The sequence below is a fragment of the Lutispora sp. genome (assembly GCF_041687175.1).
Taxonomy (GTDB): Bacteria; Bacillota; Clostridia; order Lutisporales; family Lutisporaceae; genus Lutispora.
In genome coordinates, this window is record NZ_JAWLCK010000001.1 from 41,074 (window position 1) to 62,737 (window position 21,664).

The window sequence follows — 21,664 nt, forward strand, 5'->3', positions numbered from 1 at the left end:
TTATTCAACTCCCTCATTTTGTTCTTTCTCTTTTTTCATATTTTTTCTTATCGTTGGAGATAAAAAGGCTTTTAGCTTTTCTTCAATTATTCTCGGATTCTCTCCAGCTTGTATTGAAAGCATACCCTCAAGCATCACGTCTTTTAGAAGTATTTCCTGAGAACTTCTAATTCTAAGTTTGTTAGCAACCGGAGTGCAGAACAAATTAGCTATTAATGATCCATAAAATGTTGTAACAATTGCTACTGCCATATTTGGTCCCACGGAAGAAGGATCTGTAAGATTAGCCAGCATGTTTATCAAGCCTATGAGAGTTCCAATCATACCAAAACCTGGTCCTAACGCTCCCATGACTTCATATACATTCTGATTTCCTTTATGTCTATCTTCTATGAAAGCCAATTCAGTTTCTAAAATATTCCTCACAAGTTCCGGATCGGTTCCATCTACTATAAGCATAATACCTTTTTGCAAGAACTCATCCTCAATTTGCATAGCTGCTTCCTCTAACGCAAGAAGCCCTTCCTTTCTTGCTATATTAGCCAGATCTATAATAGATTTAATAATGTCATCCGAGTCGTAGTGTTTATAAAAGAATACATATTTAATTGATTTTAGAGCATCTTTTATGCTGCTTAATGGAAACGCAAAAACAACAGCTGAAAAAGTACCTCCAAAAGTAATAAGTACAGAATTAAAATCTATATAACCCATTATATTGCCGCTGGCTAATATAGAAAATACTATAAAGAATAATCCTAATATCAGTCCGGCAAAAGATGCTATGTCCAATTAACTGCACCTCTTTTCACACTTAATCTTTTATTAATAAATCTTCATTAGTAAACACTCTTCTTTTAAATTCAATAATTCTATCAATTACTTCACTTGCTTTTTCTAAAACTACATATTTTTTCCCATCCCTCAGAGTAATTACAGTGTCTGGTGTTTCTTCAATTATTTCAATTAAGTCAAAGTTTATATAATATTCTTTTCCATTTAACCTTGTAACTTTAATCATCTAATCGCATCCTTTTTATATAGTCCCTGGGCACAGCCCAGGGACTATTACCTCATTATCTCTTCATATTAACTAACTCTTGAAGCATCTCATCAGATGTAGTAATAATTCTGGAGTTGGCTTGGAAGCCTCTCTGGGTAGTTATCATCTCTGTAAATTCGGCTGATATATCAACATTGGACATCTCTAAAGTCCCTGGATTTAAAGCTCCTAACCCGCTGCTGCCTGGAATGCCGTATATAGGTTCTCCAGAGTTTGGGCTAACCTGGTACATATTTTCTGATGTTTTCTCCAATCCTGCTGGATTCTTAAATGCTGCCAAGGCTATCTGTCCTATAACTCTGCTTTGGCCATTGGTGAATATCCCAAAAATTTCTCCTGACTGACCAATGCTGAATGTATCCAGGTAGCCCTGTGGGTAACCACTCTTGTTTGTTATTGATGCAGTTGAATCATTTGCAAACTGGGTTAAGCCTTCAAAATTTACATCAATCTCCATATCGTCAAATATCTGATTTCCATCTGCATCTTGTCCCGGTATCACCAGTGTGATTTTACTAACCTTATCGGGATCATTAGTAATTAATTTACCATCTGAATCAAACTTAATCGGAATTACAATTTCATCAAGAGTTGGCGGGTCACTTACAGTAGTAGTATCATCTTTAGCAAAATAACTCATATCATCTAAATTTTGAACTATTACACCCCATTCATTATCGCTGCCTACAGTTGAACCATCTGCCAATCCTCGAATAAATGTAAACTTAACCTTATGCTGTCCTCCTAAGCTATCATAGAAAACCGAAGTTGTTTCTCTAAACTTTACACCACCACTAAACTCCAATGATTTATCAGCAGCAATGCTAATATAATCAGAAGGATCAGAAAGTGTTGTACCATCTTCTTCATACATAGGTATTCTTGCTATATCTTTATCCAAATTTCCTTCCATTGTGGCACTATCTGTAGCCATAGCTGGGAAGGATTTGGATTTTGATATTACAATACCTTCCATAACACCTTTCAACACTGTAGATCCATCTGGAGCAGGATTCCTTTCTTCATCTTCCATATAGCCAAGCACTCTGTAACCATTTGAAGCAACTAAATTGCCGTATTCATCCAATTTAAAATTTCCTGCTCTCGTATATGTTCTGTTTAGAAAATCACTGCTATTGGAAAGTATAAAAAACCCGTCACCGTTGATAGCCAAATCAGTGTTATTGTCAGTTCTTTGAACAGCACCCCTGATATGGAAAGTATCAATTGATGATAATGAAATTCCTAAACCTATTTGCTGAGGGTTAGTGCCTCCTCTTCCAAGTTGAGGCGAGCTTGCACCTTTTATGGTCTGGTTAAAAACCTCCTGGAAGGTTGCTCTTTGGCTTTTAAAACCAACGGTATTCACATTTGATATATTGTTGCCTATTACATCCATTTTCAGCTGATGGGCTCTCAGCCCTGATACACCTGAAAACATAGATCTCATCATAGAATATTCGACCTCCTGTTTGCTTTAATATCCCTTCATCTGTCGTTCAGAAGGGTTAAGCCTCCTATAAAAGGTCCGGCTTATATAATTATGGCTCCATCAATATTAGTAAAAATATTATCCTTTAAAGACTCTTCTGTTGCTGCAGTAATAATTGTTTTACTCTTCACATTGGCTATCAATGCGGTACTGCCCAGAATTATCAAGGTATCCTTTACACCCTTTTTTGCTGCTTTTTCAACAGCTTTATTAATATTATCTATATCGTTTTGAGAAAGCTTTACATTTCTTGACATAAGTCTCTCTTGTGCATGTTTTGAAAATTTAACACTCTCATGCTGCTTTATCTTTTCATATAAGATATTCTCAAAACCAATATTCTGCTTGATGGAAGGCTTGTCCTGGGTATTGATTTTATTGTTACTGCCAACAGGTATTATGTTTCTGTTTATGTTTATCTTAAAATCGTTCATGATATCACCTCAACAGTTTCTCATCTAACTTCGTAAATTTCATCGAGGGATAGTTCATATTCACCTACAACTAATTTAATGTTGCCTTCTACGCTTTTAATTGATTCTACTGTTCCGGTTATTTCAACACCATCTCTTTTAGCTTTTACTTCTTTTCCCAGCATGCTATATGCCATATTGAATCTAATATTCTGCAGCATTATGCTATTTTGTTCCACAGCGTTTATTAAATCTGCTACCTCATTAACAGACTCGTAGGGTATTTCTTTTGAATCTACCACCAGATAAGCTTCATCTCCAACTATTCTAACGCTATCAACAATCCCTGTTACATCCTGTAACTCGCCGGTTTCACTGCTTATGGTTGCGCTTATCAATTTGCCAACCATCCCATATGCTGAATTGAGCCTTGCAATCTTGTTTGTATTTTGTGCTTGTTCTAAGCTTGTGAATTGAGCCATCTGGGATATAAATTCCTTGTCATCCATTGGTTCTAAAGGATTTTGGTATCTCAGTTGAGTTACTAACAGATTTAAAAAAGCATCCTTGTTTAAAGAATCAGTGTATTCTTTTGCTTTATTGTTACTGTATACTGTGTTTGTATTACCTGTAACACCATTTACGCCCACTTTTTCACCTCCTATACCCTTATATCAAGGTAGCCTTCGTTAATATTATAGGGATTGTCATATACCATGATATTCTCCTCTAATTCCCCTTCCACATCACCGATGTATGCATTTCTTTTATTGCTGTTATTCCAAGCTCGTAAATTCTGATTTTCATATCCCCATCTGCCCTGGTTGCCTATAGACACACTTAAGTTCTGTATATTAATTCCCTTCTGGTTTAAAGCATCCTTAAGCTCTGTAAAGTTAGATTCAATGGTTTCTTTCACTCTTTGATTTTCTGCGATGAATCTTGCAGTTATTTCACCATTTTCCATAACCAGTCTTATAGTCAGTTTTCCCAAGGAATCGGGCTTCAGCTTTATTTTTATTTCAGAAATACTTTCATCATTAATAACTTCACTGATTTCGAGGATTTGACCGAATAACTCTTCCCTATTAATGAACTCGGTTTTATTAATAGTAGAACTCTTTTGCAAGGATTCCGATGTGTTAGCAACATCGAAGTCTTTTCCATCTATTGCTGAGTATTCAGTTCCCATATTGTTTATTTGATTATTTAAATCATCATATGTATCTACAAATTCTATGTCCTTTAACTTCACCTTTAATCCATTTTGTGTATAGGCATCCTCAATTAAATCAGATTTATTATTTAGCTTGGTCTCAATATCCTTTATTTCTTCCTCTTTTGCTTCAGTAATGTGACTATTTGCTTCATCTACTTCCAATGCTTTGGCAGTTTTAGCTTGACTATTTTTCATAGCTACATCCAAAATCTTTGTATTGTTCCATTTCTCATTTTTATCAGGCTTTTTTAATTCTTTGTCATTGGCGGGTAATAAGCTGTAATAATCTTGTTCATCTGCTAGAAAAGTTTCATCCAGTTCTAAAGTTTTAATCATTTCAATTGCCTTATCAATCTCTGCTTTCCCTATTAGCTCATTATTTTGGATGATGGTGGATATTTTTTCTATTAAATCAACCTCTGTTATCTTAACATTATCTAAATGATTGATCTCATTAAAAAGAGTCTCCCTAACCTCTTTTATATCCTGTTGTTCCAAGTTCAACAATCCAGCCATCATAGTCAGAATTGAGTCAGTCAAGCTTTTTACTTCTGTCTCAATGTCTTTTGAATCTATACCCATCTCTGAAGTCTCTTTATCCTTCACTGTAATCTCTCTGCTTGTATCTGTCCCATATACAGGATATCTTTGCTCATTCCCAAGCTTTAGCCCCTTATTTTTTTTGCTATCTTCACCTCTATACGTTGATATATCTACATCATTATAGCTGCTATCATCATTTTGAGATAGTCTTCGTTCTTTAGGCTGCTGTAAATTTTTTCTATGTTCCAGGGCTTTCTCCATAATTGTTTTGTAGTCAGTGTTATTGATATCTAGATTTGGTTTAAAGCTTATTTTATTATTGATAGGTTTGCTACTAATTAAGCCTGAAAAATCTATCATGTTCAACTCTATCACCCCCTTTCACCTTTATTTATGTTAATTGATGCCTTCTGGTTCCCCAATTTCTTCTAATATTTGGGCTGCATGCAATGGATCCATGAGCATCAAAATTGAACTGCTTTTTTCCTTTTTCATATTTCTTATTATTTGCACTACTGTATCCTTGCTTTCCATATTTGATAATATTTGCACTGCCTTTGATGAGTCCATCTTTTCTAGATATTCTACTTGTTCAGCAATACTGCTCAAACTAGTGTTTACTCTTTCAAGTTTTTCTTCTAATTCGGTCTCCCTTTCCTTCAAATATTCTTCCTTGCTTGCCAGTTCATTCGCTTTCTCTTCCAGTTCTTTTTCTTTTTCGTTTAGCAGCTTTTTTGCTGTTTCCAAATCATTTTTTTCCTTTTTAATCATATCTAGCTGTATTTCTTCCGGTGTTTTATTTTCAGCAACAGGTTTAATAACATTGCCAATCACAGGCCAAGTTGACATATAGTTTAATATTGAAGATTTTGCTCCTCCTATATTGAATAATAGTATACCTCCCACGACAATTATTGTTGTTAAAAGTATTATCGTCAATATTAGGAAGAAATTTTGCAGCTTGATATTCTTTTTTGTAGTTTTTATATTCTTTTTCTCAACCTGCTGCATAATGTCACCCTCCATTACTTCCTGCTTTCCTTATATGATACTATTTCTTCAATATTCTTTTCATATTTGCGCTGCTCACCAGCTTGAAAACTGTTATAATATACTTCATTTAATTTTTCCATTGTTTTTTTGTTTTGCATAGCTTTTATAAGCTCCTGTCTGCTTTTTTTTACTTCTTCTTCTGCCTTGATAACTGAGTTAGTTTTATGTTTAATTCCTTCTCTATAAAATACCTGTTCCTCATAAATATCTCTTAATTCTGCGATTGTAGTTCCATTGCTTGCCTTCTGATACAGTATGTGATTGCTGTTGTTCAATCGGTCATATAACTTGTTAAGATCTTCCTTCTCTCTTTGGTATCTTTTTATGCTTATGCTTAACTTACTCTTCTTTTGATCCTCCATGCTCTTTCTATACTCAAGCACCTTTTGAAACTTAAACTTATATGTTGCCAAAACAATCACCTAACTCAATATTTTTTCCATAATATGTATAGAATCCTCAAAGCTTACTTTCTCATTTGTAGGTTGGGTTAGAAATTGATTTATACTATCTATCTTATCTATAGCTAAATCAATTTTTTTATTGCTTCCTTTTTGATAGGCCCCTAAATTTATTAAGTCTTCCGCATCTTTATATATAGATAATATCTTCTTAATCTCATTTGCTAAATCATGGTGGTGGTTATCTACTATATTGGTCATTAATCTGCTTACACTTGCAAGAATGTCAATGGAAGGGTAATGATTTCTATTGGCCAAAAGTCTAGATAAAACAATGTGTCCATCTAGAATTCCGCGAACTGCATCTGTTATTGGTTCATTCATATCATCACCATCAACAAGCACAGTATAAAAAGCTGTAATAGAACCTTTATCAGATGTGCCTGTTCTCTCAAGAAGCTTTGGCAGCACTGAAAATACTGATGGTGTAAATCCTCTTGATACAGGAGGTTCACCAATAGAAAGTCCTATTTCCCTTTGAGCCATAGCAAACCTGGTAAGGGAGTCCATCATGAGCAAAACATCCTTACCCTGATCTCTAAAATATTCTGCTATGGTTGTAGCAACATAGGCTGATTTTAATCTAATTAAAGGAGGTTGATCTGAAGTGGCTACAACAACTACAGATCTTCTTAAGCCCTCCTCTTGTAAATCATTTTTTATAAACTCATTAACCTCTCTTCCTCTTTCACCGATTAAGCATATTACATTGATGTCAGCAGTTGTATTCCTTGCAATCATGCCAAGCAATGTGCTTTTACCCACACCACTTCCAGCAAAAATACCTATTCTTTGTCCTCTTCCAATGGTCAATAATCCATCAATAGCTTTGATACCTATAGGAAGGGGTGTATTGATAATGCTCCTACAAAGCGGATCTGGAGGTTCATTGTATATTGAATACAATGAGCTGTCTTCAATAGCTCCTTTGCCATCCATAGGCTGCCCTAATCCATCAATAATCCTGCCCAATAGACTATTGCTGACAGGAACATGCATACTTTTGCCAGTTGCTACAACTTGACTTCCAGGACCTATTCCATCTAAAGATCCTAAGGGCATTAAACTGACAATGTTTCCTCTAAATCCTACCACTTCCGCCAAAACAGTTTTATTATCTTTTACATTTACAATAGTACACAATTCATTTAAATTGACAGCAGGACCTACAGATTCTATAGTAAGTCCTATTACTTGAGATACTCTTCCGCTGTATCTAATAAAATCTTTAGTGTTTATTAGTTTCTTATATTTGGATAAGTCAAGACTCATCAAAACTACCACTCATTCCTCAATGCAAAATAAAAAGCTTTTTGTAATTGCTCAAGCTGAAGTTCAATGCTTGAGTTGACTTCTCCTGATGGTGTGTCTACAATACAATCACCTTTTTTTAAAAACTTGTCTTCGATTATTTCCAACTCTGATATTCCTTCAACCAATGATTCAATAATATGCTTCTTAACGAGCACATTAGGATAATCTTCACTGCTAACTTTTATAGCCACTTTATCCCTATATGTACATTTTTCAAGTGCTATCTTTATTTGTGAGATAATTATATCCTTGTTTTGCTGAATCTCATTTCCTATTATCTTTTTTACCGAATTCAAAATGAGTTCGACTATTTCTTCTTCAGCTTCCCTATATATGCTCTCTTTTCTATCATCTAGAGATTTTTTAATGCTCTGAGCTTCTTTTATAATATCTTTGGTTTTTGCCTTCGCTTCTTCATATCCCTTGTTAAAACCCTTTTTGTATGCTTCCTCCAATTCTTTTTTCTTAAGTTCTTCCATTTCATCATATTTCTCTTTAATAATTCTATTTGCTTCCTCATTAGCTTCTTTTAATATACTAGCATACATCTCACGGGCTTCTTTGATGATTCTGTCATACTCACTGGAATCATTCTTGTCATCTATACTCTCATCATTCTTAACTATATCTAGTTTTATGTTTTCTACCTTGTTTATCAGTGGCTTAGGCATACCAATACTTACTTTTTGAGATTTATATACTTTATACAATTATCTCATCGCCTCCACCTCTAGATATTACAATTTCTCCTGCATCCTCAAGCTTTCTAATAACATTTACAATTTTCTGCTGTGCCTCTTCTACATCTCTTAATCTAACAGGTCCCATAAACTCCATGTCTTCCTTTATCATTTCAGCTAATCGTTTTGACATGTTAGAGAATACTGCTTTAGATACTTCTTCACTTGAACTCTTTAATGCAAGTGCCCAATCTCCGTTTTCAACTTCCCTGATAACCCTTTGAATAGATCGATTATCAAGGGTGATAATATCTTCAAATACAAACATTCTCTTCTTGATCTCTTCTGCCAGTTCAATATCCTGTAGTTCAAGAGTTTCCATAATATTCTTTTCTGTACCTCTATCTACAGTATTCAATATATCAACTACTGCCTGAATACCACCTGTAGATGTATAATCTTGGCTGATCATTGAAGATAACTTTTTCTCTAATACTCTTTCTATTTCTTTTATTACTTCAGGTGATGTCCTGTCCATCATTGCTATCCTTCTTGTTACATCAGACTGCTTGTCCGGAGAAAGTGCAGACAATATTGCCGAAGCTTGCTGAGGTTTTAGATATGAAAGAATAAGTGCAATGGTTTGGGGATGCTCGCCTTGTATAAAGTTCAAAAGCTGGGAAGGATCTGCTTTTCTTACAAAGTCAAAGGGTCTTACCTGCAGAGAAGCCGTCAGTTTATTTATCACCTCTAAAGCCTTTTGATTTCCAAGAGCTCTTTCTAAAATTTCTTTAGCATAGGATATACCACCTTCTGATATATACTCCTGGGCTAAGCATATCTGATAGAATTCATTAAGAACTTCTTCTTTATCATCAGGAGCAACAGTCCTCATATTTGCAATTTCCAGAGTTAGCTGCTCAATATCTTCTTCTTTTAAATGCTTAAACACTTGAGCAGATTTCTCAGGACCAATTGCTATGAGCAAAATAGCCGCTTTCTGTAACCCACTGAATTGACCCTTGCCTGTCCTGCTCATACCATCACTCCCTCTTATTCCTCATTCAACCAAGTTTTTAGCAACTGCGCTACTTGCTCCGGCTTCTGGGAAACAAACTTCTCGACCTTTTTCTTTACTTCATTTCTGTCCTCTAAGTCAATATCACTTAATTCTGAAGCCTCTTCTATTTTACTTAAAGCAATTCCAATATCATCTTCGACTTCTTCTTTCTTGCTTCTTTTCATCAGAACTATCATAGCTCCCCCAAACACCAATATGGCAGCTATGGCAGCACCTAGCATTAATAACATTTGATTCCTTTTTTGCTCAGCCTCTTTGGCTATTGCATTCTCCACCTGATCCTTTAATGTGGTATCAAAATCCATAGCCATAACATGAATATTTTCTGTTATATTTATATTTGATTCATCTGCTTTATTTACAACTAAACCTTCAACAGCTTTTATTGCTAGAGCTTTTATATTTTCTTTTTCTTCATCGTCAATAGTTAAAGTAGGATCATATAAATCGTCATTTGGATTATTTAACATTTTTTCAATATCTATTAAAGACATTTTTTTAAACTTTTCATCAGACAACTTCAATCTAAGTGCTTTTCTCTCTATTTTGGCATTATTATCAATTAATATAGATAATGACAAATTCTCAATATATCCTTTTTCCTTAACAATTTGGTTGTGAATCTCGTTTATCTCATAATTTACTATTCTGCTGGATTCACTATAAGTTGATTCTGATTCGTCTATTTGTTCATATGTTGGAATTTCAATATTGCTATCAGTCCCTGGTACACCGCCAGTGCCAGTATTAGTCGATTCCTTATTGGTTTCTTCCATGCTTCTTATAAGTCCAGCATTATCATCACTATTATCTGGTGCTTCAAACTTTTTTTCAGTTTTTACTTCTTCACTAAAATTGAGCTTCACAGTGGCCATAACATTAACATTACCAACCCCATAGACTGATTCTAAAAACTTTTTAATGCTGTTTTGTATATTTATCCTAGTAGCTTCTTGTATCTCCATCTGCGTATTAACCTTAGCATTGAAAGCCATCCCTTCCGTCTTTAAGGATCGACCGGTCTCATCAATTATAGATATGTTTTCTTCTTTTAATCCTTTCACGCTTTTAGATATGTACTGAGCAATTCCATCAACTTGGGCTTGATCCAGACCAGGATATCCGGCTTTAGTCTTAACAATCACACTGGCGCTGGATTCCTGTTTATTGCTCTCCAAAACAAATACATTGTCATCTGGAATAAATAAGTTTACCTGTGCCCATTCAACACCATCCAAAGATTTTATTCCATTGGCTATGATGTTTTGCATGTATATTAATTCTCTCATCCTTTTATCTTGGGATGTATCATTAAAAGAAGATTTAAGCATTTCAGGAAACACGATGTCGTTCTGAGGTAGACCTTCCATCGCAAGGTTTATCCTTGCTTCATCCACTTTTTCCTTGGGCACTAGTATAGTAGTTCCATCAACTTTAACAGGGATTCTCATTTCCTCTAGCTTGTTCCTTATTTCACCTGCATCCTTAGCATCAAGATTTGGATACAAAACCTGATACCTTGGCATAGATGAAAATACGCCTATGCTAGCTATAAGCAATATTGATATTATAGATATAATTGCAATTCTTATTTTTTGTCCTTTATCAAGTCCCTGCCAAAACTCATTCAGGTTATCCCTCATTTTCTTGATTGCCTCACCCATTTAATCAATCACCTCTCAATTAAATGGACATGCGCATAATCTCGTTATATGCATCTAAAATCTTGTTTCTTACTTGTAATGTAAACTGAAGTGCTAATTCTGCTTTTTGTGATGCTATGACAACCTGATGAACATTATCTATATTTCCAGCTACTAATTGATTATTTAAATTCTGGGACTCTAATTGTAATTGATTAACTTTTTGAATACTATCTTTCAACATCTCACTGAAAGACAAATTATTTTTATTATCACTACTGCCTAATGTATCAAGAAGCTTTAAATTATTCGTATTAATAAAATCTATTCTCAAAGTTCTATCCTCCCGCTATATTCTACCTATTTCAAGAGCTTTCATGACCATGCTCTTTGTAGAATTTATTGAAGTGACATTAGCTTCATATGCTCTTGTGGCTGAAATCATATTAACCATTTCTACCATAATATCTACATTAGGCATCTTTACATATCCATTTTCATCTGCATCTGGATGGCCAGGACTGTATACTAATTTAAATTCAGATTTATCTTCAATAATTCCACTTACCTTAACACCTGACTTTATTACATTTCCTTGAGCAATTGATAAATAACTGCTAAAAGGCTTTTCTATATCCGCTTCTTTGAATATGACCATTTTTCTTCTATAAGGTAACCCATTAGATGTTCTGGTAGTATTTGCATTAGCGATATTTTGTGATATAATATCCATTCTAAGTCTTTCGGCTGTCAATCCTGAAGCACTAATATTTATTGAATCAAATAAACCCAAAATACCCTACCTCCCTTCATTAATTGCCTGTTTAATCAAGCCAAGCTCTTTGGATAACTGATTTGATAATATATTGTATTGTAATGAATTCTTGGCCAATTCTGCGTTTTCTTCATCAATATCTACATTATTACCGTCTCTTCTCATAGAAGTGCTTAAATCTCTTCTGACTATTATTTCATTTGATAAAAGCCTATCTTTACCAATAGGCAGAAATTTAGGATTTTTATGTATAGATGCAATATGGAACTGGCTTTTCTTTTCATTAAGTGATGCTTCAAAATATACTTTAAACTTCTTATACCCAGGAGTCTCTGCATTTGCTATATTATTTGATATTACTTCGTTCTTAACCCAGCATGCATCCAAAGCTCTTTCTAACAAACCAGTTTGTCGGTTAATTTTATCTATCATTGAACCATCCCCTTATATTTCCTAAATATTTTTACTTCGACACAAATTATGGTTTTCCTTTAAGTAAACAGAATATAATAGTATAATTTTCGATATAATTAATAATATAATGATAAAATACATTATTATACGATAAATTTCAACTTATATTCTATTATAAATATTTTATTTTATCGAGTAAATGGTCGCAAAGTTCTATTTATTTTACAAAATAATGCAAATAATACATTTTCCAATAAGCTTTATTGGCATTTTTTGGAAAAAATAAAAGAATATTATTTAATCAGATGGTGTTTGCAATAAAATATGAGAGTATTTTATACAATAAAAAAGTAAGATAGATTTGCTCTATCTTACTTTTTTATAAATGCTTTATCCAAGTTTTTTCAGCTCATCAATCAGTTTATCATTCAATATTTTTATATGGGTTCCTTTCATTCCTAAAGACCTAGACTCAATAACTCCTGCACTTTCAAATTTTCTTAAGGCATTTACTATTACCGATCTTGTGATCCCAACTTTATCAGCTATTTTGCTTGCTACTAGTAAACCTTCGTTTCCACCTAACTCTTTAAATATGTGTTCTACTGCTTCAAGTTCTGAATAGGACAATGTGCTTATTGCCATTTGTACTACTGCTTTTTTCCTTGCTTCCTCTTCTATTTCCTCTTGTTTAGAGCGAAGCATTTCCATGCCTACAACTGTTGCTGAATATTCCATCACTACCAAGTCTTCTTCGATAAACTTATCTTCAAACTTACCTAGCATAATGGTACCTAATCTTTCCCCACTGCCATAGACTGGAACAATTGTAGAATATCTAAAGTCCATGGTGCATACTTTGCTATTATCTACTACACAAAGATTATCCGTCTTTTCAATATTTGCTTGTGTTTCTGTAACACTCAGTAATCTATCATTATAGTCATCGGGAAATTTCCTGTCTGCTAGTATTTCATTATTGACAATGCTACACTCCATAGCTCTACAGAGGCCATAGCCTAGAACCCTGCCTTTTTTGCTTATGATATACACATTTGCATTCAAAACTTCGCTTATTATGCTGCATAGTTCTTTAAAAGATACAGGTTGTGGCCCTGTCATTTGTAATACTTTATTAACTTTCCTTACTTTCTCCAATAATGTCATTCAAAAATTCCTCCTACTTTATATGATATATCTGTTAGTATCTTTTTCTCTTAAATTGCTAGATAATATTTTTCTGACATACTCTTTTGTAATGATGAACTGCTTTTCTTCAATTTCAGAAGCATTAAAGGACAATTCTTCGAATAGCTTTTCCATAACAGTATATAGCCGTCTTGCTCCAATATCCTCTGTTTGCTCATTCATTATAGCTGCGATCTCTGCTATTTCATCGACTGCTTCTTCTTCAAATTCTATTTCTAGGCCTTCTGTTGATAACAATGCTTTGTACTGTTTTATCAGGGCATTATTGGTTTTAGTCAATATTTCTTTAAAATTTTCCTTTGTTAAACTGGTCAATTCTACCCTTACAGGAAAGCGTCCCTGGAGCTCAGGAATCAGATCCGTTACCTTTGAAACATGAAATGCACCTGCTCCAATGAATAACATATGATCTGTCTTTACTGGCCCATACTTTGTCATTACTGTGCTTCCCTCAACAATAGGAAGTATGTCTCTTTGTACTCCCTCCCTCGAAACATCAGGACCTCCTGAATAATCTTTTCCTGCAATTTTATCTATTTCATCAATAAAAATAATGCCTCTTTCTTCAGCTCTGATTATGGCTTCATCAATTACAGCATCCATATCTATTAATTTCTGTGCCTCTTGCTGGGTAAGTATCTTGAGTGCATCTTTTATTGTCATCTTCTTTTTCTTAATTTTTTTCGGAAATATATTACCAAGCATATCTTGAATATTTATGCTCATTTGTTCAATGCCAACTCCGGAAAACATATCAATGGTAGATGATGAATTATCTTCTACCTCTATCTCAACAATCTGATCGTCCAGTTCTCCTCTTCTTATCTTTTCTTTTATATAAAATCTATTCATTATTATCTTTTCGTCATCATCATCTTGCACTTCATCTTCTTTGGACTGATAATTAAACAAAGCTTCAAAAGGGTTGTTATCCCTCCTGCCCTTTTTTAATGATGGCACTAATACTTTTCCTAAGTGGTCTACCGCAGCTTCAAATGCCTTTTCATTTACTTCTTGGCTTTTTTCTGCTTTAACAATACGAATTGATGTTTCAACAATATCTCTAATTATAGACTCTACATCACGACCTACATATCCAACTTCGGTAAATTTAGTTGCTTCTACCTTTATGAAAGGGGCATTAACAAGCTTAGCAAGCCTTCTTGCTATTTCAGTTTTCCCAACCCCAGTGGGGCCTATCATTAGAATATTCTTAGGAGTAATCTCACTTTTTATATCATCCGGTAATTGGTTCCTCCTATATCTGTTCCTTAATGCAACAGCTACAGACTTTTTTGCACCTTTCTGCCCTACTATATACTTATCCAGCTCTTCTACTATTTGTTTTGGAGTCAATTCAATCATAAAAAACCTCCTAGACCACTTCTACAATTATATTGCTATTAGTATAGACACATATAGATGCAGCTATCTCAAGAGATTTCTTAGCTATTTCCTCTGCACTAAGTTCTGTATTATAATATAAAGCTTTTGCTGCAGCTAATGCATAATTCCCACCTGAGCCTATTGCAATAAATCCTTCATCCGGCTCTATAACTTCTCCTCCACCGGAGATAACCAACAGTGTTTCATTGTTTGCAGCTATCAACATAGCCTCCAAATTTCTAAGTACTTTATCTTTTCTCCATTCTCTGGCTAATTCCACAGCAGCTCTTTTAAGATTTCCTCCATATTGTTCTAATTTTTCCTCAAATTTTTCTGATAAAGCAAATGCATCTGATACAGACCCTGCAAAACCAACTAAAACTTTACCATTATATAACCTACGAATCTTTTTGGCTGTAGATTTAATAATAGTATTTTGACCTAAAGTAACCTGTCCATCACCAGCAATTGCACATTTACCATTTTTTAAGACCCCAGCTATGGTTGTCCCGTTAAACATAAAATTCCTCCAGTTGACATCATTGCTAATATTTTGAATATTCTTACAAATCTAAAAGCCCATCAAAGTACATAATAACATAACAATTATTATTAATCAATATTTATTAATATATCATTTTTATACCAATATGCTCACTATTATCATATGCTTAGTACTAATAACTTTTACTTTTATTAAAGGCTTTACACTCACTTATCTATTTTTTTCTCAAAATCACATTCTTTATTTAAGCATTTCAATATATTTTGCTTGCTATTCTGCTTTTTAGCTAAATGGCTCCCACACTTAGGACAAACTTCTTTTGTAGGCTCATCCCAACTAGTAAAATCGCAGCTAGGATAATTGCTGCATCCATAGAACTTTCTACCTTTTTTTGTCTTTCTGGCAATCAATTGTCCACTGTCGCATTTAGGACATTTTATACCTGTGTTTTCAACAATAGCCTTTGTATTTCTGCATTCTGGAAAACCTGGGCATGCAAGAAATTTGCCATATCTACTCATTTTATAAACTAAGTTTCTTCCACAATACTCACATACCTCATCGCTCACTTCATCAGGAATCTCTATTTTCCCTATGCTTTCTTCCGCTATTTCTAATGCTTTCTCAAATGGCATGTAAAACTTCCTTATAACATCAATCCATTTTTCCTCACCATCAGCAATATTGTCCAAATCTCTCTCCATATTAGCTGTAAACTCTACATTAATAATATCCTTAAAATTGTCTATTAAAAGCTTTGTTACAGCTTCACCCAGTTCAGTTGTTTTAAGATACTTCTTTTCTTTTACTACATAACCCCTGGCTAATATTGTGGATATTATTGGCGCATAAGTACTGGGTCTGCCTATGCCCTTCTCTTCTAAAGCCCTTACCAATGTTGCCTCTGTATATCTCGGTGGCGGTTCTGTAAAATGCTGCTTCGGTTCAAGTTTCTTGAGTTTCAAAATCTGACCCTCATTTATTTCAGGCAGAATTATATCCTTTTCTTCTTCTTTTTCATCTTTGCCTTCAGTATATACCAGCATAAATCCAAGAAATTTGATACTGCTACCAGTAGCTCTAAATATATAATCCCCCGCAGTAATATCAATTGTTACAACATCGTATATAGCTGGCTCCATTTGGCTGGCAATAAATCTTGTCCATATTAAGTTATATAGTTTATATTGATCTTTTTCCAATGAATCTTTTATCAAATTTGGTTCCCTAAAAGCTGATGTAGGTCTTATTCCTTCGTGAGCGTCTTGCACTTTCTTACTGGATTTTACTTGAAGATTATTCTTTCTATAATACTTCTCACCATATCTATCAATTATAAACTGCTTTGCATCTGCTCTTGCTTCTTCAGATAACCTTGTGGAATCTGTTCTGATGTAGCTCACCAAACCAACTGTACCTTCGCCTTTTATATCTATACCTTCATATAGTCGTTGGGCTATCATCATTGTTTTTTTAGTAGAGAAACCTAATTTTCTATAAGCCTCCTGCTGCAAACTGCTGGTAGTAAAGGGTAAAGGAGCGTTTCTTTTCTTTTCGCCTTTTTTTATTTTAGCAACCTTGTACTCTTGTCCTTCTAAACTCTTCAGCAATGCATCCATTTCTTCTTGTGTATTTATTTCTATCTTATTCTCTTTATTCCCATAGAATTTTGCCTCTATAGTCTTTTTTGATTTGTTATCAAGAAGTTTTGCATTCAAATCCCAGTATTCTTTCGGTACAAAGGCTCTTATTTCTTCTTCTCTATCATAAACAAGCTTTACCGCAACAGATTGAACCCTACCTGCGCTTAGACCCTTTTTTACCTTTTTCCAAAGCAATGGACTTATCTTATACCCTACAAGCCTATCCAAAACCCTTCTTGCCTGCTGAGCATCTACCAAGTCCATGTTAATACTTCTTGGCTTCTTTATAGCATTTTTAACTGCAGTTTTTGTGATTTCATTAAATTCGATTCTGCAATCATCCATCGGATCTATGCCTAAAACCTTTGACAGATGCCATGAAATGGCTTCACCTTCTCTATCAGGGTCTGTTGCTAATAAAATTTTGTCGCAACTCTTTGCTTCTTTCCTTAACTTTTCTAAAGTTTTTCCTTTGCCTCTAATAGTAATATATTTAGGTTCAAAATTATTATCTACATCTATACCAAGCTGACTTTTAGGTAAATCCCTAATATGTCCCATGGTTGCCTCAACCTTATAACTAGAACTCAAAAACTTTTTTATAGTCTTTACTTTTGCTGGTGACTCAACTATAACTAATGTTGTTTTCAATATTTTTCACTCCAATTAAAAAATCAATTTAGATTATAACAGAACTAAATAATATAATCAAAGATTTCACAATTATTTAATATTTCCTATAATAAGTATTACTTATTTCTTTAATCATACCCTTAATTTCTAATTGAACAACCTTTGATATTATCATAGCAGTATCCATATCCATATCTTCAATAATCTGATCTATGGTTTTACCTGAAGATTCCAGGCATTTCAATATTGATTTATCTATATCATCCAGTTCTTCAATCTGATTAGTATGCTTGATATCTCTTACTTCTATTCCATACTCTTCTAATATATCATTTACACATGTAACCAATTTAGCACCATCCTTTATAAGTGCGTTGGTACCCATGCTATTAGGCATACCTATATTACCAGGCACTGCAAATACATCTCTTCCTTGCTCTAGGGCAAAATTAGCCGTAATTAATGAGCCACTTTTTTCATTTGCTTCGACTATTACTATACCTTTTGAGACTCCACTGATTATTCTATTTCTAGCAGGGAAGTTCTGAGGAACAGCTTCTATGCCAAGGGGATATTCAGAAATTATAGCTCCATTTTTTATTATTTCCTTCGCTAAGTTATAACCGCTTCTGGGATATACAAAGTTTAGTCCGCATGCAAATACCGCTATAGTCCTTCCCCCAGCTTTTAAAGCACCTCTATGAGCTGCTGAATCAATCCCTAAAGCCATACCGCTTACCACCGTTATACCTGCTTCAGCCAATTCCATCCCCAATTTTTCAGCTGTCTTCAGGCCATAATCTGAGGCCTTTCTCGAGCCAACCACAGCTATAGAATTAACATCTGATGCTTGGAGATTGCCTTTAACATATAATACAGGAGGTGGATCATATATATTTTTCAAGTTCTCAGGATATTCCTCTTCGTCTATAGTATAGACTTTTATATCATTTTCTTTCAGTTTTTTCAGATATCTGTGGATTTTATCAATATCTCTTTTAGTGACTATTATATCAACAATTTTTTCATTTAATATACCTGATTTTAATAATTCATTTCTATCACTTTCAAAAACTCTTTTAGCACTACCAAAATATTTTATTAAAGAAACATATTTTCTAGAACCTATATGCGGCAAACCAGACAACCATATACAATATTTCTTGTCCTCCATTTTGACCTCCATATAATAATTTATTTACAAGAAAATTATACCTCATAATGTATTTTTATCAATTATATAATAACTTGACTTCCATATTTGTGCAAACTTGTAACATGAATAAATTTTATAGAAGGTAAATTGTTTTATTTATGGAATATAATATTAGACTAATGATAAATTGGGGGTATTTGATGATTTACAAAGTTAATTCCTGCTCAATTTATGGAATAAATGGCTATATTGTAAAGGTTGAAGTGGATTTATCAAATGGCCTTCCAGGCTTTGATATTGTTGGTTTACCAGATACTACGGTAAAAGAATCCAAAGAAAGGGTAAAAGCAGCAATAAAAAACTCGGAGCTTCAGTTTCCTCATAAAAGAATAACCATAAATCTCGCTCCTGCAGATATTAAAAAAGAAGGTTCCGTATTTGATCTTGCAATAGCAGCTGGTTTGCTTGTGTCATCAATGTATTTTCCTGAAGAAGCAGTAGAGAATACAATATTTCTGGGAGAACTTTCACTTGATGGTACAATAAAGGGAATTAAGGGTATTTTGCCTATGTGCATGGAAGCAAAAAAGCAAGGATTTTCAAGGGTAATCACTTCAAATGAAAATGCTCAAGAGGCTGCATTGGTAAAGGGACTAGAAATCATAGGCATTAATGATTTGAAAGAAATGGTGGAATATTTGAATGGCTCTCTAAATATAGAACCAACAGTTTTTTCCACAAAAAATCTACTAATCAATGACATAGATGATTGGGACTTCAAAGATGTTAAGGGGCAGCATATGGTTAAAAGAGCTTTGGAAATAGCTGCTGCAGGCTCTCACAACGTCCTCATGGTTGGTCCTCCAGGCTCTGGGAAAACAATGCTTGCAAGACGGCTTCCATCAATTCTTCCTGATATGACTTTTGAAGAAAGCCTTGAAGTTACAAAGATATATAGTGTTGCTGGATTGTTGAAAGAAGGAGAGAATCTAATTCTTAAGAGACCTTTTAGATCTCCTCATCATACAATATCCGCTGCATCCTTAACAGGAGGAGGAAGAATTCCCAAGCCCGGCGAAGTATCCTTGGCTCATTTTGGTGTCCTATTTCTTGATGAAATGCCAGAATTCCCGAAGCATGTTCTCGAGGTATTGAGACAACCTTTGGAGGATGAATGTGTAACAATATCCAGGGTAAACGGAACTATAACATATCCCTCCAAGTTCATGCTGATAGCATCAATAAACCCATGTCCATGCGGTTACTTCGGTGATGACAGCAATCGTTGTAGTTGCAGTGCCACTCAAATAAAGAATTATATAGGAAAGATTTCCGGTCCCTTGATGGATCGTATTGATCTTCACATTGAAGTTAAGCCTGTGAAATTCAATGATTTAAGCAATGACAGCAAAAGCGAAAGCTCTTCATCAATCAAAGAGAGGATCAATAAAGCCAGGGAAATACAATTAAAGAGATATGCTAAAGATGGGATATATTTTAATTCTCAATTAAAACCCAAGCATATGAATAAGTATTGTAAAATTGGCCAAAAAGAAAAAACACTGCTGAAAAACGCCTTTGAAAAGTATAACATGAGCGCTAGAGCTTTTAACAGGATATTGAAAGTTGCAAGAACCATAGCCGATCTGGATTATTCGGAGAATATCAATATGAATCATATAGCAGAAGCTATACAGCATAGAACCCTGGATAAAAAATATATGCTTTAATCTATTATCAACTAATTTTTTCTATGCATATGGCTATAGGGGGACAGTTGATTTGATTAACAAACTCGTGGACTAATACTACAGCTTTTTTATAATCTATAGACTTTACATACTCCATTATGGCTTCTTTCTCTTCGAACCCACTGTCTCCCCCATAGTAAACAGCCATCATGATTATCCCGCCAGGCTTAAGAAGTTCCAGCGATTTTTCTATTGCCATAATTGTGCTGGAGGGTTTTGTACCTATTGAATGGTCTCCTCCCGGCAGATACCCTAGATTGAACATGACCGCTTTTATACCATTGGGTACATACTTATCCATATTCTCATGACCATCTTTAATAAGTACAACTCTTTTCTCAACATTATTATATATAAGCCTTTTTTTAGTATTTTCAATAGCCTTATCCTGTATATCAAAAGCAAATACTTTTCCCTCATCTCCAACAAGCTTCGCAAGAAAGACTGTATCATTACCATTTCCAGCTGTAGCATCAACAACCACATCGCCTTGTGAAACTATTTTTTCTACAATCCTATGAGATATATCAAGCGCATTTTTTAAAAACATAACATTACTCCTCTAAACATTTTTCTCAATAGCCGTATTTGCCGGTATACTGAAATGCATCCCTAATCAAATTAATATCTATGATCCTATCATTATCTGTTATTACTTCAACCACATCAAAGCGGCTCATCCAATTAAAAAGCTTCTTATTACTTATATATGACAATGCAATACGAACAATTTTTTTCTGTTTATGATAGTTCACTGCTTCTCCTGGTTGACCAAAGGTATTTGAACTCCTGGTTTTTACTTCAACAAACACAACGGTATCCTTGTCAGCTGCTATTATATCTATTTCACCAAGCTTACACTTGTAGTTTCTCTCTATAATACGGTATCCTTGACTCTCCAGATACTCTGCTGCTGCTTTTTCCCCTATTCCTCCCAAAAACTTATTATTCATTTCTATCTCCCTTTACCTTGTCAATATATGATATAAATGCCAATACTTCAGCCACTACAACATACAATTCAGGCGGTATCTCGCTTCCCAACTCAAGTTTTAGCAAGCTTTCCACCAGAGCATTATTTTGAAAAACAGGAACTTTGTTTTTCTCTGCTGCTTTTATTATATTTTCTGCTATCAACCCTTTTCCTGAAGCCACTATTCTAGGAGCTGCATCTTTTTCTCCATAGGACAGGGCTGCTGCTTTTTTAACTTCGTTTTTATTCCTGCTCAT

At 34.3% G+C, this 21,664-nt stretch carries 24 protein-coding genes; 1 reads left to right on the forward strand and 23 read right to left on the reverse strand.

The genetic code is table 11. The annotated features are described in order from the left end of the window. The 20 genes from ACESM9_RS00235 to dprA form a co-directional block, all read right to left on the reverse strand. On the reverse strand, positions 1-792 hold the full coding sequence (locus ACESM9_RS00235; RefSeq protein ID WP_372994078.1) for a motility protein A: 792 nt from the start codon (positions 790-792) through the stop codon (positions 1-3). A gap of 22 nt (positions 793-814) precedes the next feature. Further along, positions 815-1,021 carry a flagellar FlbD family protein gene (locus ACESM9_RS00240; RefSeq protein WP_372994080.1) on the reverse strand — a complete coding sequence of 69 codons (207 nt, stop codon included), beginning with the start codon at positions 1,019-1,021 and terminating at the stop codon, positions 815-817. A gap of 55 nt (positions 1,022-1,076) precedes the next feature. Continuing rightward, the gene (locus tag ACESM9_RS00245) at positions 1,077-2,516 is read right to left on the reverse strand and encodes a flagellar hook protein FlgE (protein WP_372994082.1); all 1,440 of its coding nucleotides are present in this window, start codon (positions 2,514-2,516) and stop codon (positions 1,077-1,079) included. An 80-nt stretch (positions 2,517-2,596) separates the two neighbouring features. Next, positions 2,597-2,989 (reverse strand): TIGR02530 family flagellar biosynthesis protein, encoded by a 393-nt coding sequence (locus ACESM9_RS00250; protein ID WP_372994084.1) that lies wholly within the window; start codon positions 2,987-2,989, stop codon positions 2,597-2,599. Positions 2,990-3,009: 20 nt separating this feature from the next. Then, a complete protein-coding gene (locus ACESM9_RS00255; protein WP_372994086.1) occupies positions 3,010-3,618 on the reverse strand; it encodes a flagellar hook assembly protein FlgD in 609 nt (202 codons plus the stop codon). Positions 3,619-3,629: 11 nt separating this feature from the next. Then, positions 3,630-5,090 carry a flagellar hook-length control protein FliK gene (locus ACESM9_RS00260; RefSeq protein WP_372994222.1) on the reverse strand — a complete coding sequence of 487 codons (1,461 nt, stop codon included), beginning with the start codon at positions 5,088-5,090 and terminating at the stop codon, positions 3,630-3,632. A 36-nt stretch (positions 5,091-5,126) separates the two neighbouring features. Next, positions 5,127-5,741: a MotE family protein gene (locus ACESM9_RS00265; RefSeq protein ID WP_372994088.1), complete on the reverse strand. Its 615-nt coding sequence runs from the start codon at positions 5,739-5,741 to the stop codon at positions 5,127-5,129. Between the two features lie 14 nt (positions 5,742-5,755). Next, complete coding sequence (gene fliJ / locus ACESM9_RS00270) at positions 5,756-6,196, reverse strand: flagellar export protein FliJ (RefSeq protein WP_372994090.1); 441 nt, start codon at positions 6,194-6,196, stop codon at positions 5,756-5,758. Positions 6,197-6,205: 9 nt separating this feature from the next. After that, a complete protein-coding gene (gene fliI / locus ACESM9_RS00275) occupies positions 6,206-7,519 on the reverse strand; it encodes a flagellar protein export ATPase FliI (RefSeq protein ID WP_372994224.1) in 1,314 nt (437 codons plus the stop codon). A gap of 2 nt (positions 7,520-7,521) precedes the next feature. After that, the gene (locus ACESM9_RS00280) at positions 7,522-8,268 is read right to left on the reverse strand and encodes a FliH/SctL family protein (protein WP_372994092.1); all 747 of its coding nucleotides are present in this window, start codon (positions 8,266-8,268) and stop codon (positions 7,522-7,524) included. Continuing rightward, positions 8,261-9,277 (reverse strand): flagellar motor switch protein FliG, encoded by a 1,017-nt coding sequence (gene fliG, locus ACESM9_RS00285; protein ID WP_372994094.1) that lies wholly within the window; start codon positions 9,275-9,277, stop codon positions 8,261-8,263. The genes ACESM9_RS00280 and fliG overlap by 8 nt, the downstream gene beginning before the upstream one ends. A 14-nt stretch (positions 9,278-9,291) precedes the next feature. Further along, a complete protein-coding gene (fliF, locus tag ACESM9_RS00290) occupies positions 9,292-10,983 on the reverse strand; it encodes a flagellar basal-body MS-ring/collar protein FliF (protein ID WP_372994096.1) in 1,692 nt (563 codons plus the stop codon). Positions 10,984-11,002: 19 nt separating this feature from the next. After that, a complete protein-coding gene (gene fliE, locus ACESM9_RS00295) occupies positions 11,003-11,296 on the reverse strand; it encodes a flagellar hook-basal body complex protein FliE (RefSeq protein WP_372994098.1) in 294 nt (97 codons plus the stop codon). A 15-nt stretch (positions 11,297-11,311) separates the two neighbouring features. Beyond that, positions 11,312-11,755 (reverse strand): flagellar basal body rod protein FlgC, encoded by a 444-nt coding sequence (gene flgC, locus ACESM9_RS00300; RefSeq protein WP_372994100.1) that lies wholly within the window; start codon positions 11,753-11,755, stop codon positions 11,312-11,314. Positions 11,756-11,761: 6 nt separating this feature from the next. Further along, positions 11,762-12,169 carry a flagellar basal body rod protein FlgB gene (flgB, locus tag ACESM9_RS00305; protein WP_372994102.1) on the reverse strand — a complete coding sequence of 136 codons (408 nt, stop codon included), beginning with the start codon at positions 12,167-12,169 and terminating at the stop codon, positions 11,762-11,764. Positions 12,170-12,541: 372 nt separating this feature from the next. Beyond that, positions 12,542-13,318, reverse strand: coding sequence for a GTP-sensing pleiotropic transcriptional regulator CodY (codY, locus tag ACESM9_RS00310; protein WP_372994104.1), 777 nt, complete (start codon positions 13,316-13,318; stop codon positions 12,542-12,544). A gap of 18 nt (positions 13,319-13,336) precedes the next feature. Continuing rightward, positions 13,337-14,725, reverse strand: coding sequence for an ATP-dependent protease ATPase subunit HslU (gene hslU / locus ACESM9_RS00315; protein ID WP_372994106.1), 1,389 nt, complete (start codon positions 14,723-14,725; stop codon positions 13,337-13,339). Positions 14,726-14,735: 10 nt separating this feature from the next. Beyond that, positions 14,736-15,266, reverse strand: a complete 531-nt coding sequence (hslV, locus tag ACESM9_RS00320) for an ATP-dependent protease subunit HslV (RefSeq protein WP_372994108.1) — start codon at positions 15,264-15,266, stop codon at positions 14,736-14,738. A 191-nt stretch (positions 15,267-15,457) separates the two neighbouring features. Next, positions 15,458-17,545 (reverse strand): type I DNA topoisomerase, encoded by a 2,088-nt coding sequence (topA, locus tag ACESM9_RS00325; RefSeq protein WP_372994110.1) that lies wholly within the window; start codon positions 17,543-17,545, stop codon positions 15,458-15,460. A gap of 76 nt (positions 17,546-17,621) precedes the next feature. Then, entirely contained in the window at positions 17,622-18,701 is a 1,080-nt protein-coding gene (dprA, locus tag ACESM9_RS00330; protein WP_372994112.1) for a DNA-processing protein DprA, read from the reverse strand. Positions 18,702-18,883: 182 nt separating this feature from the next. Here dprA and ACESM9_RS00335 point away from each other — a divergent pair, with 182 nt between their 5' ends. Beyond that, entirely contained in the window at positions 18,884-20,413 is a 1,530-nt protein-coding gene (locus tag ACESM9_RS00335) for a YifB family Mg chelatase-like AAA ATPase (protein ID WP_372994114.1), read from the forward strand. A 7-nt stretch (positions 20,414-20,420) separates the two neighbouring features. Here the strand turns inward: ACESM9_RS00335 and ACESM9_RS00340 are convergent, their stop codons facing one another. From ACESM9_RS00340 to ACESM9_RS00350, 3 genes are read right to left on the reverse strand one after another with little or no spacing between them, the layout of a single operon-like run. Further along, positions 20,421-20,984: a tRNA (mnm(5)s(2)U34)-methyltransferase gene (locus ACESM9_RS00340; RefSeq protein ID WP_372994116.1), complete on the reverse strand. Its 564-nt coding sequence runs from the start codon at positions 20,982-20,984 to the stop codon at positions 20,421-20,423. A 25-nt stretch (positions 20,985-21,009) separates the two neighbouring features. Further along, a complete protein-coding gene (locus ACESM9_RS00345) occupies positions 21,010-21,387 on the reverse strand; it encodes a YraN family protein (RefSeq protein ID WP_372994118.1) in 378 nt (125 codons plus the stop codon). Next, positions 21,380-21,664 (reverse strand): EscU/YscU/HrcU family type III secretion system export apparatus switch protein, encoded by a 285-nt coding sequence (locus ACESM9_RS00350; RefSeq protein ID WP_372994120.1) that lies wholly within the window; start codon positions 21,662-21,664, stop codon positions 21,380-21,382. The genes ACESM9_RS00345 and ACESM9_RS00350 overlap by 8 nt, the downstream gene beginning before the upstream one ends.

Excerpts from the sequence above, each read along its gene's own strand:
- ACESM9_RS00240 (WP_372994080.1), bottom strand. The coding sequence starts at position 1,021 with ATGATTAAAGTTACAAGGTTAAATGGAAAAGAATATTATATAAACTTT.
- ACESM9_RS00245 (WP_372994082.1), bottom strand. The coding sequence starts at position 2,516 with ATGATGAGATCTATGTTTTCAGGTGTATCAGGGCTGAGAGCCCATCAG.
- ACESM9_RS00250 (WP_372994084.1), bottom strand. The coding sequence starts at position 2,989 with ATGAACGATTTTAAGATAAACATAAACAGAAACATAATACCTGTTGGC.
- ACESM9_RS00260 (WP_372994222.1), bottom strand. The coding sequence starts at position 5,090 with ATGATAGATTTTTCAGGCTTAATTAGTAGCAAACCTATCAATAATAAA.
- ACESM9_RS00265 (WP_372994088.1), bottom strand. The coding sequence starts at position 5,741 with ATGCAGCAGGTTGAGAAAAAGAATATAAAAACTACAAAAAAGAATATC.
- fliG (WP_372994094.1), bottom strand. The coding sequence starts at position 9,277 with ATGAGCAGGACAGGCAAGGGTCAATTCAGTGGGTTACAGAAAGCGGCT.
- fliF (WP_372994096.1), bottom strand. The coding sequence starts at position 10,983 with ATGGGTGAGGCAATCAAGAAAATGAGGGATAACCTGAATGAGTTTTGG.
- flgB (WP_372994102.1), bottom strand. The coding sequence starts at position 12,169 with ATGATAGATAAAATTAACCGACAAACTGGTTTGTTAGAAAGAGCTTTG.
- codY (WP_372994104.1), bottom strand. The coding sequence starts at position 13,318 with ATGACATTATTGGAGAAAGTAAGGAAAGTTAATAAAGTATTACAAATG.
- hslU (WP_372994106.1), bottom strand. The coding sequence starts at position 14,725 with ATGATTGAATTGACTCCAAAACAAATAGTAGAAGAGCTGGATAAGTAT.
- hslV (WP_372994108.1), bottom strand. The coding sequence starts at position 15,266 with ATGTTTAACGGGACAACCATAGCTGGGGTCTTAAAAAATGGTAAATGT.
- dprA (WP_372994112.1), bottom strand. The coding sequence starts at position 18,701 with ATGGAGGACAAGAAATATTGTATATGGTTGTCTGGTTTGCCGCATATA.
- ACESM9_RS00335 (WP_372994114.1), top strand. The coding sequence starts at position 18,884 with ATGATTTACAAAGTTAATTCCTGCTCAATTTATGGAATAAATGGCTAT.
- ACESM9_RS00340 (WP_372994116.1), bottom strand. The coding sequence starts at position 20,984 with ATGTTTTTAAAAAATGCGCTTGATATATCTCATAGGATTGTAGAAAAA.
- ACESM9_RS00345 (WP_372994118.1), bottom strand. The coding sequence starts at position 21,387 with ATGAATAATAAGTTTTTGGGAGGAATAGGGGAAAAAGCAGCAGCAGAG.
- ACESM9_RS00350 (WP_372994120.1), bottom strand. The coding sequence starts at position 21,664 with ATGAGCAGGAATAAAAACGAAGTTAAAAAAGCAGCAGCCCTGTCCTAT.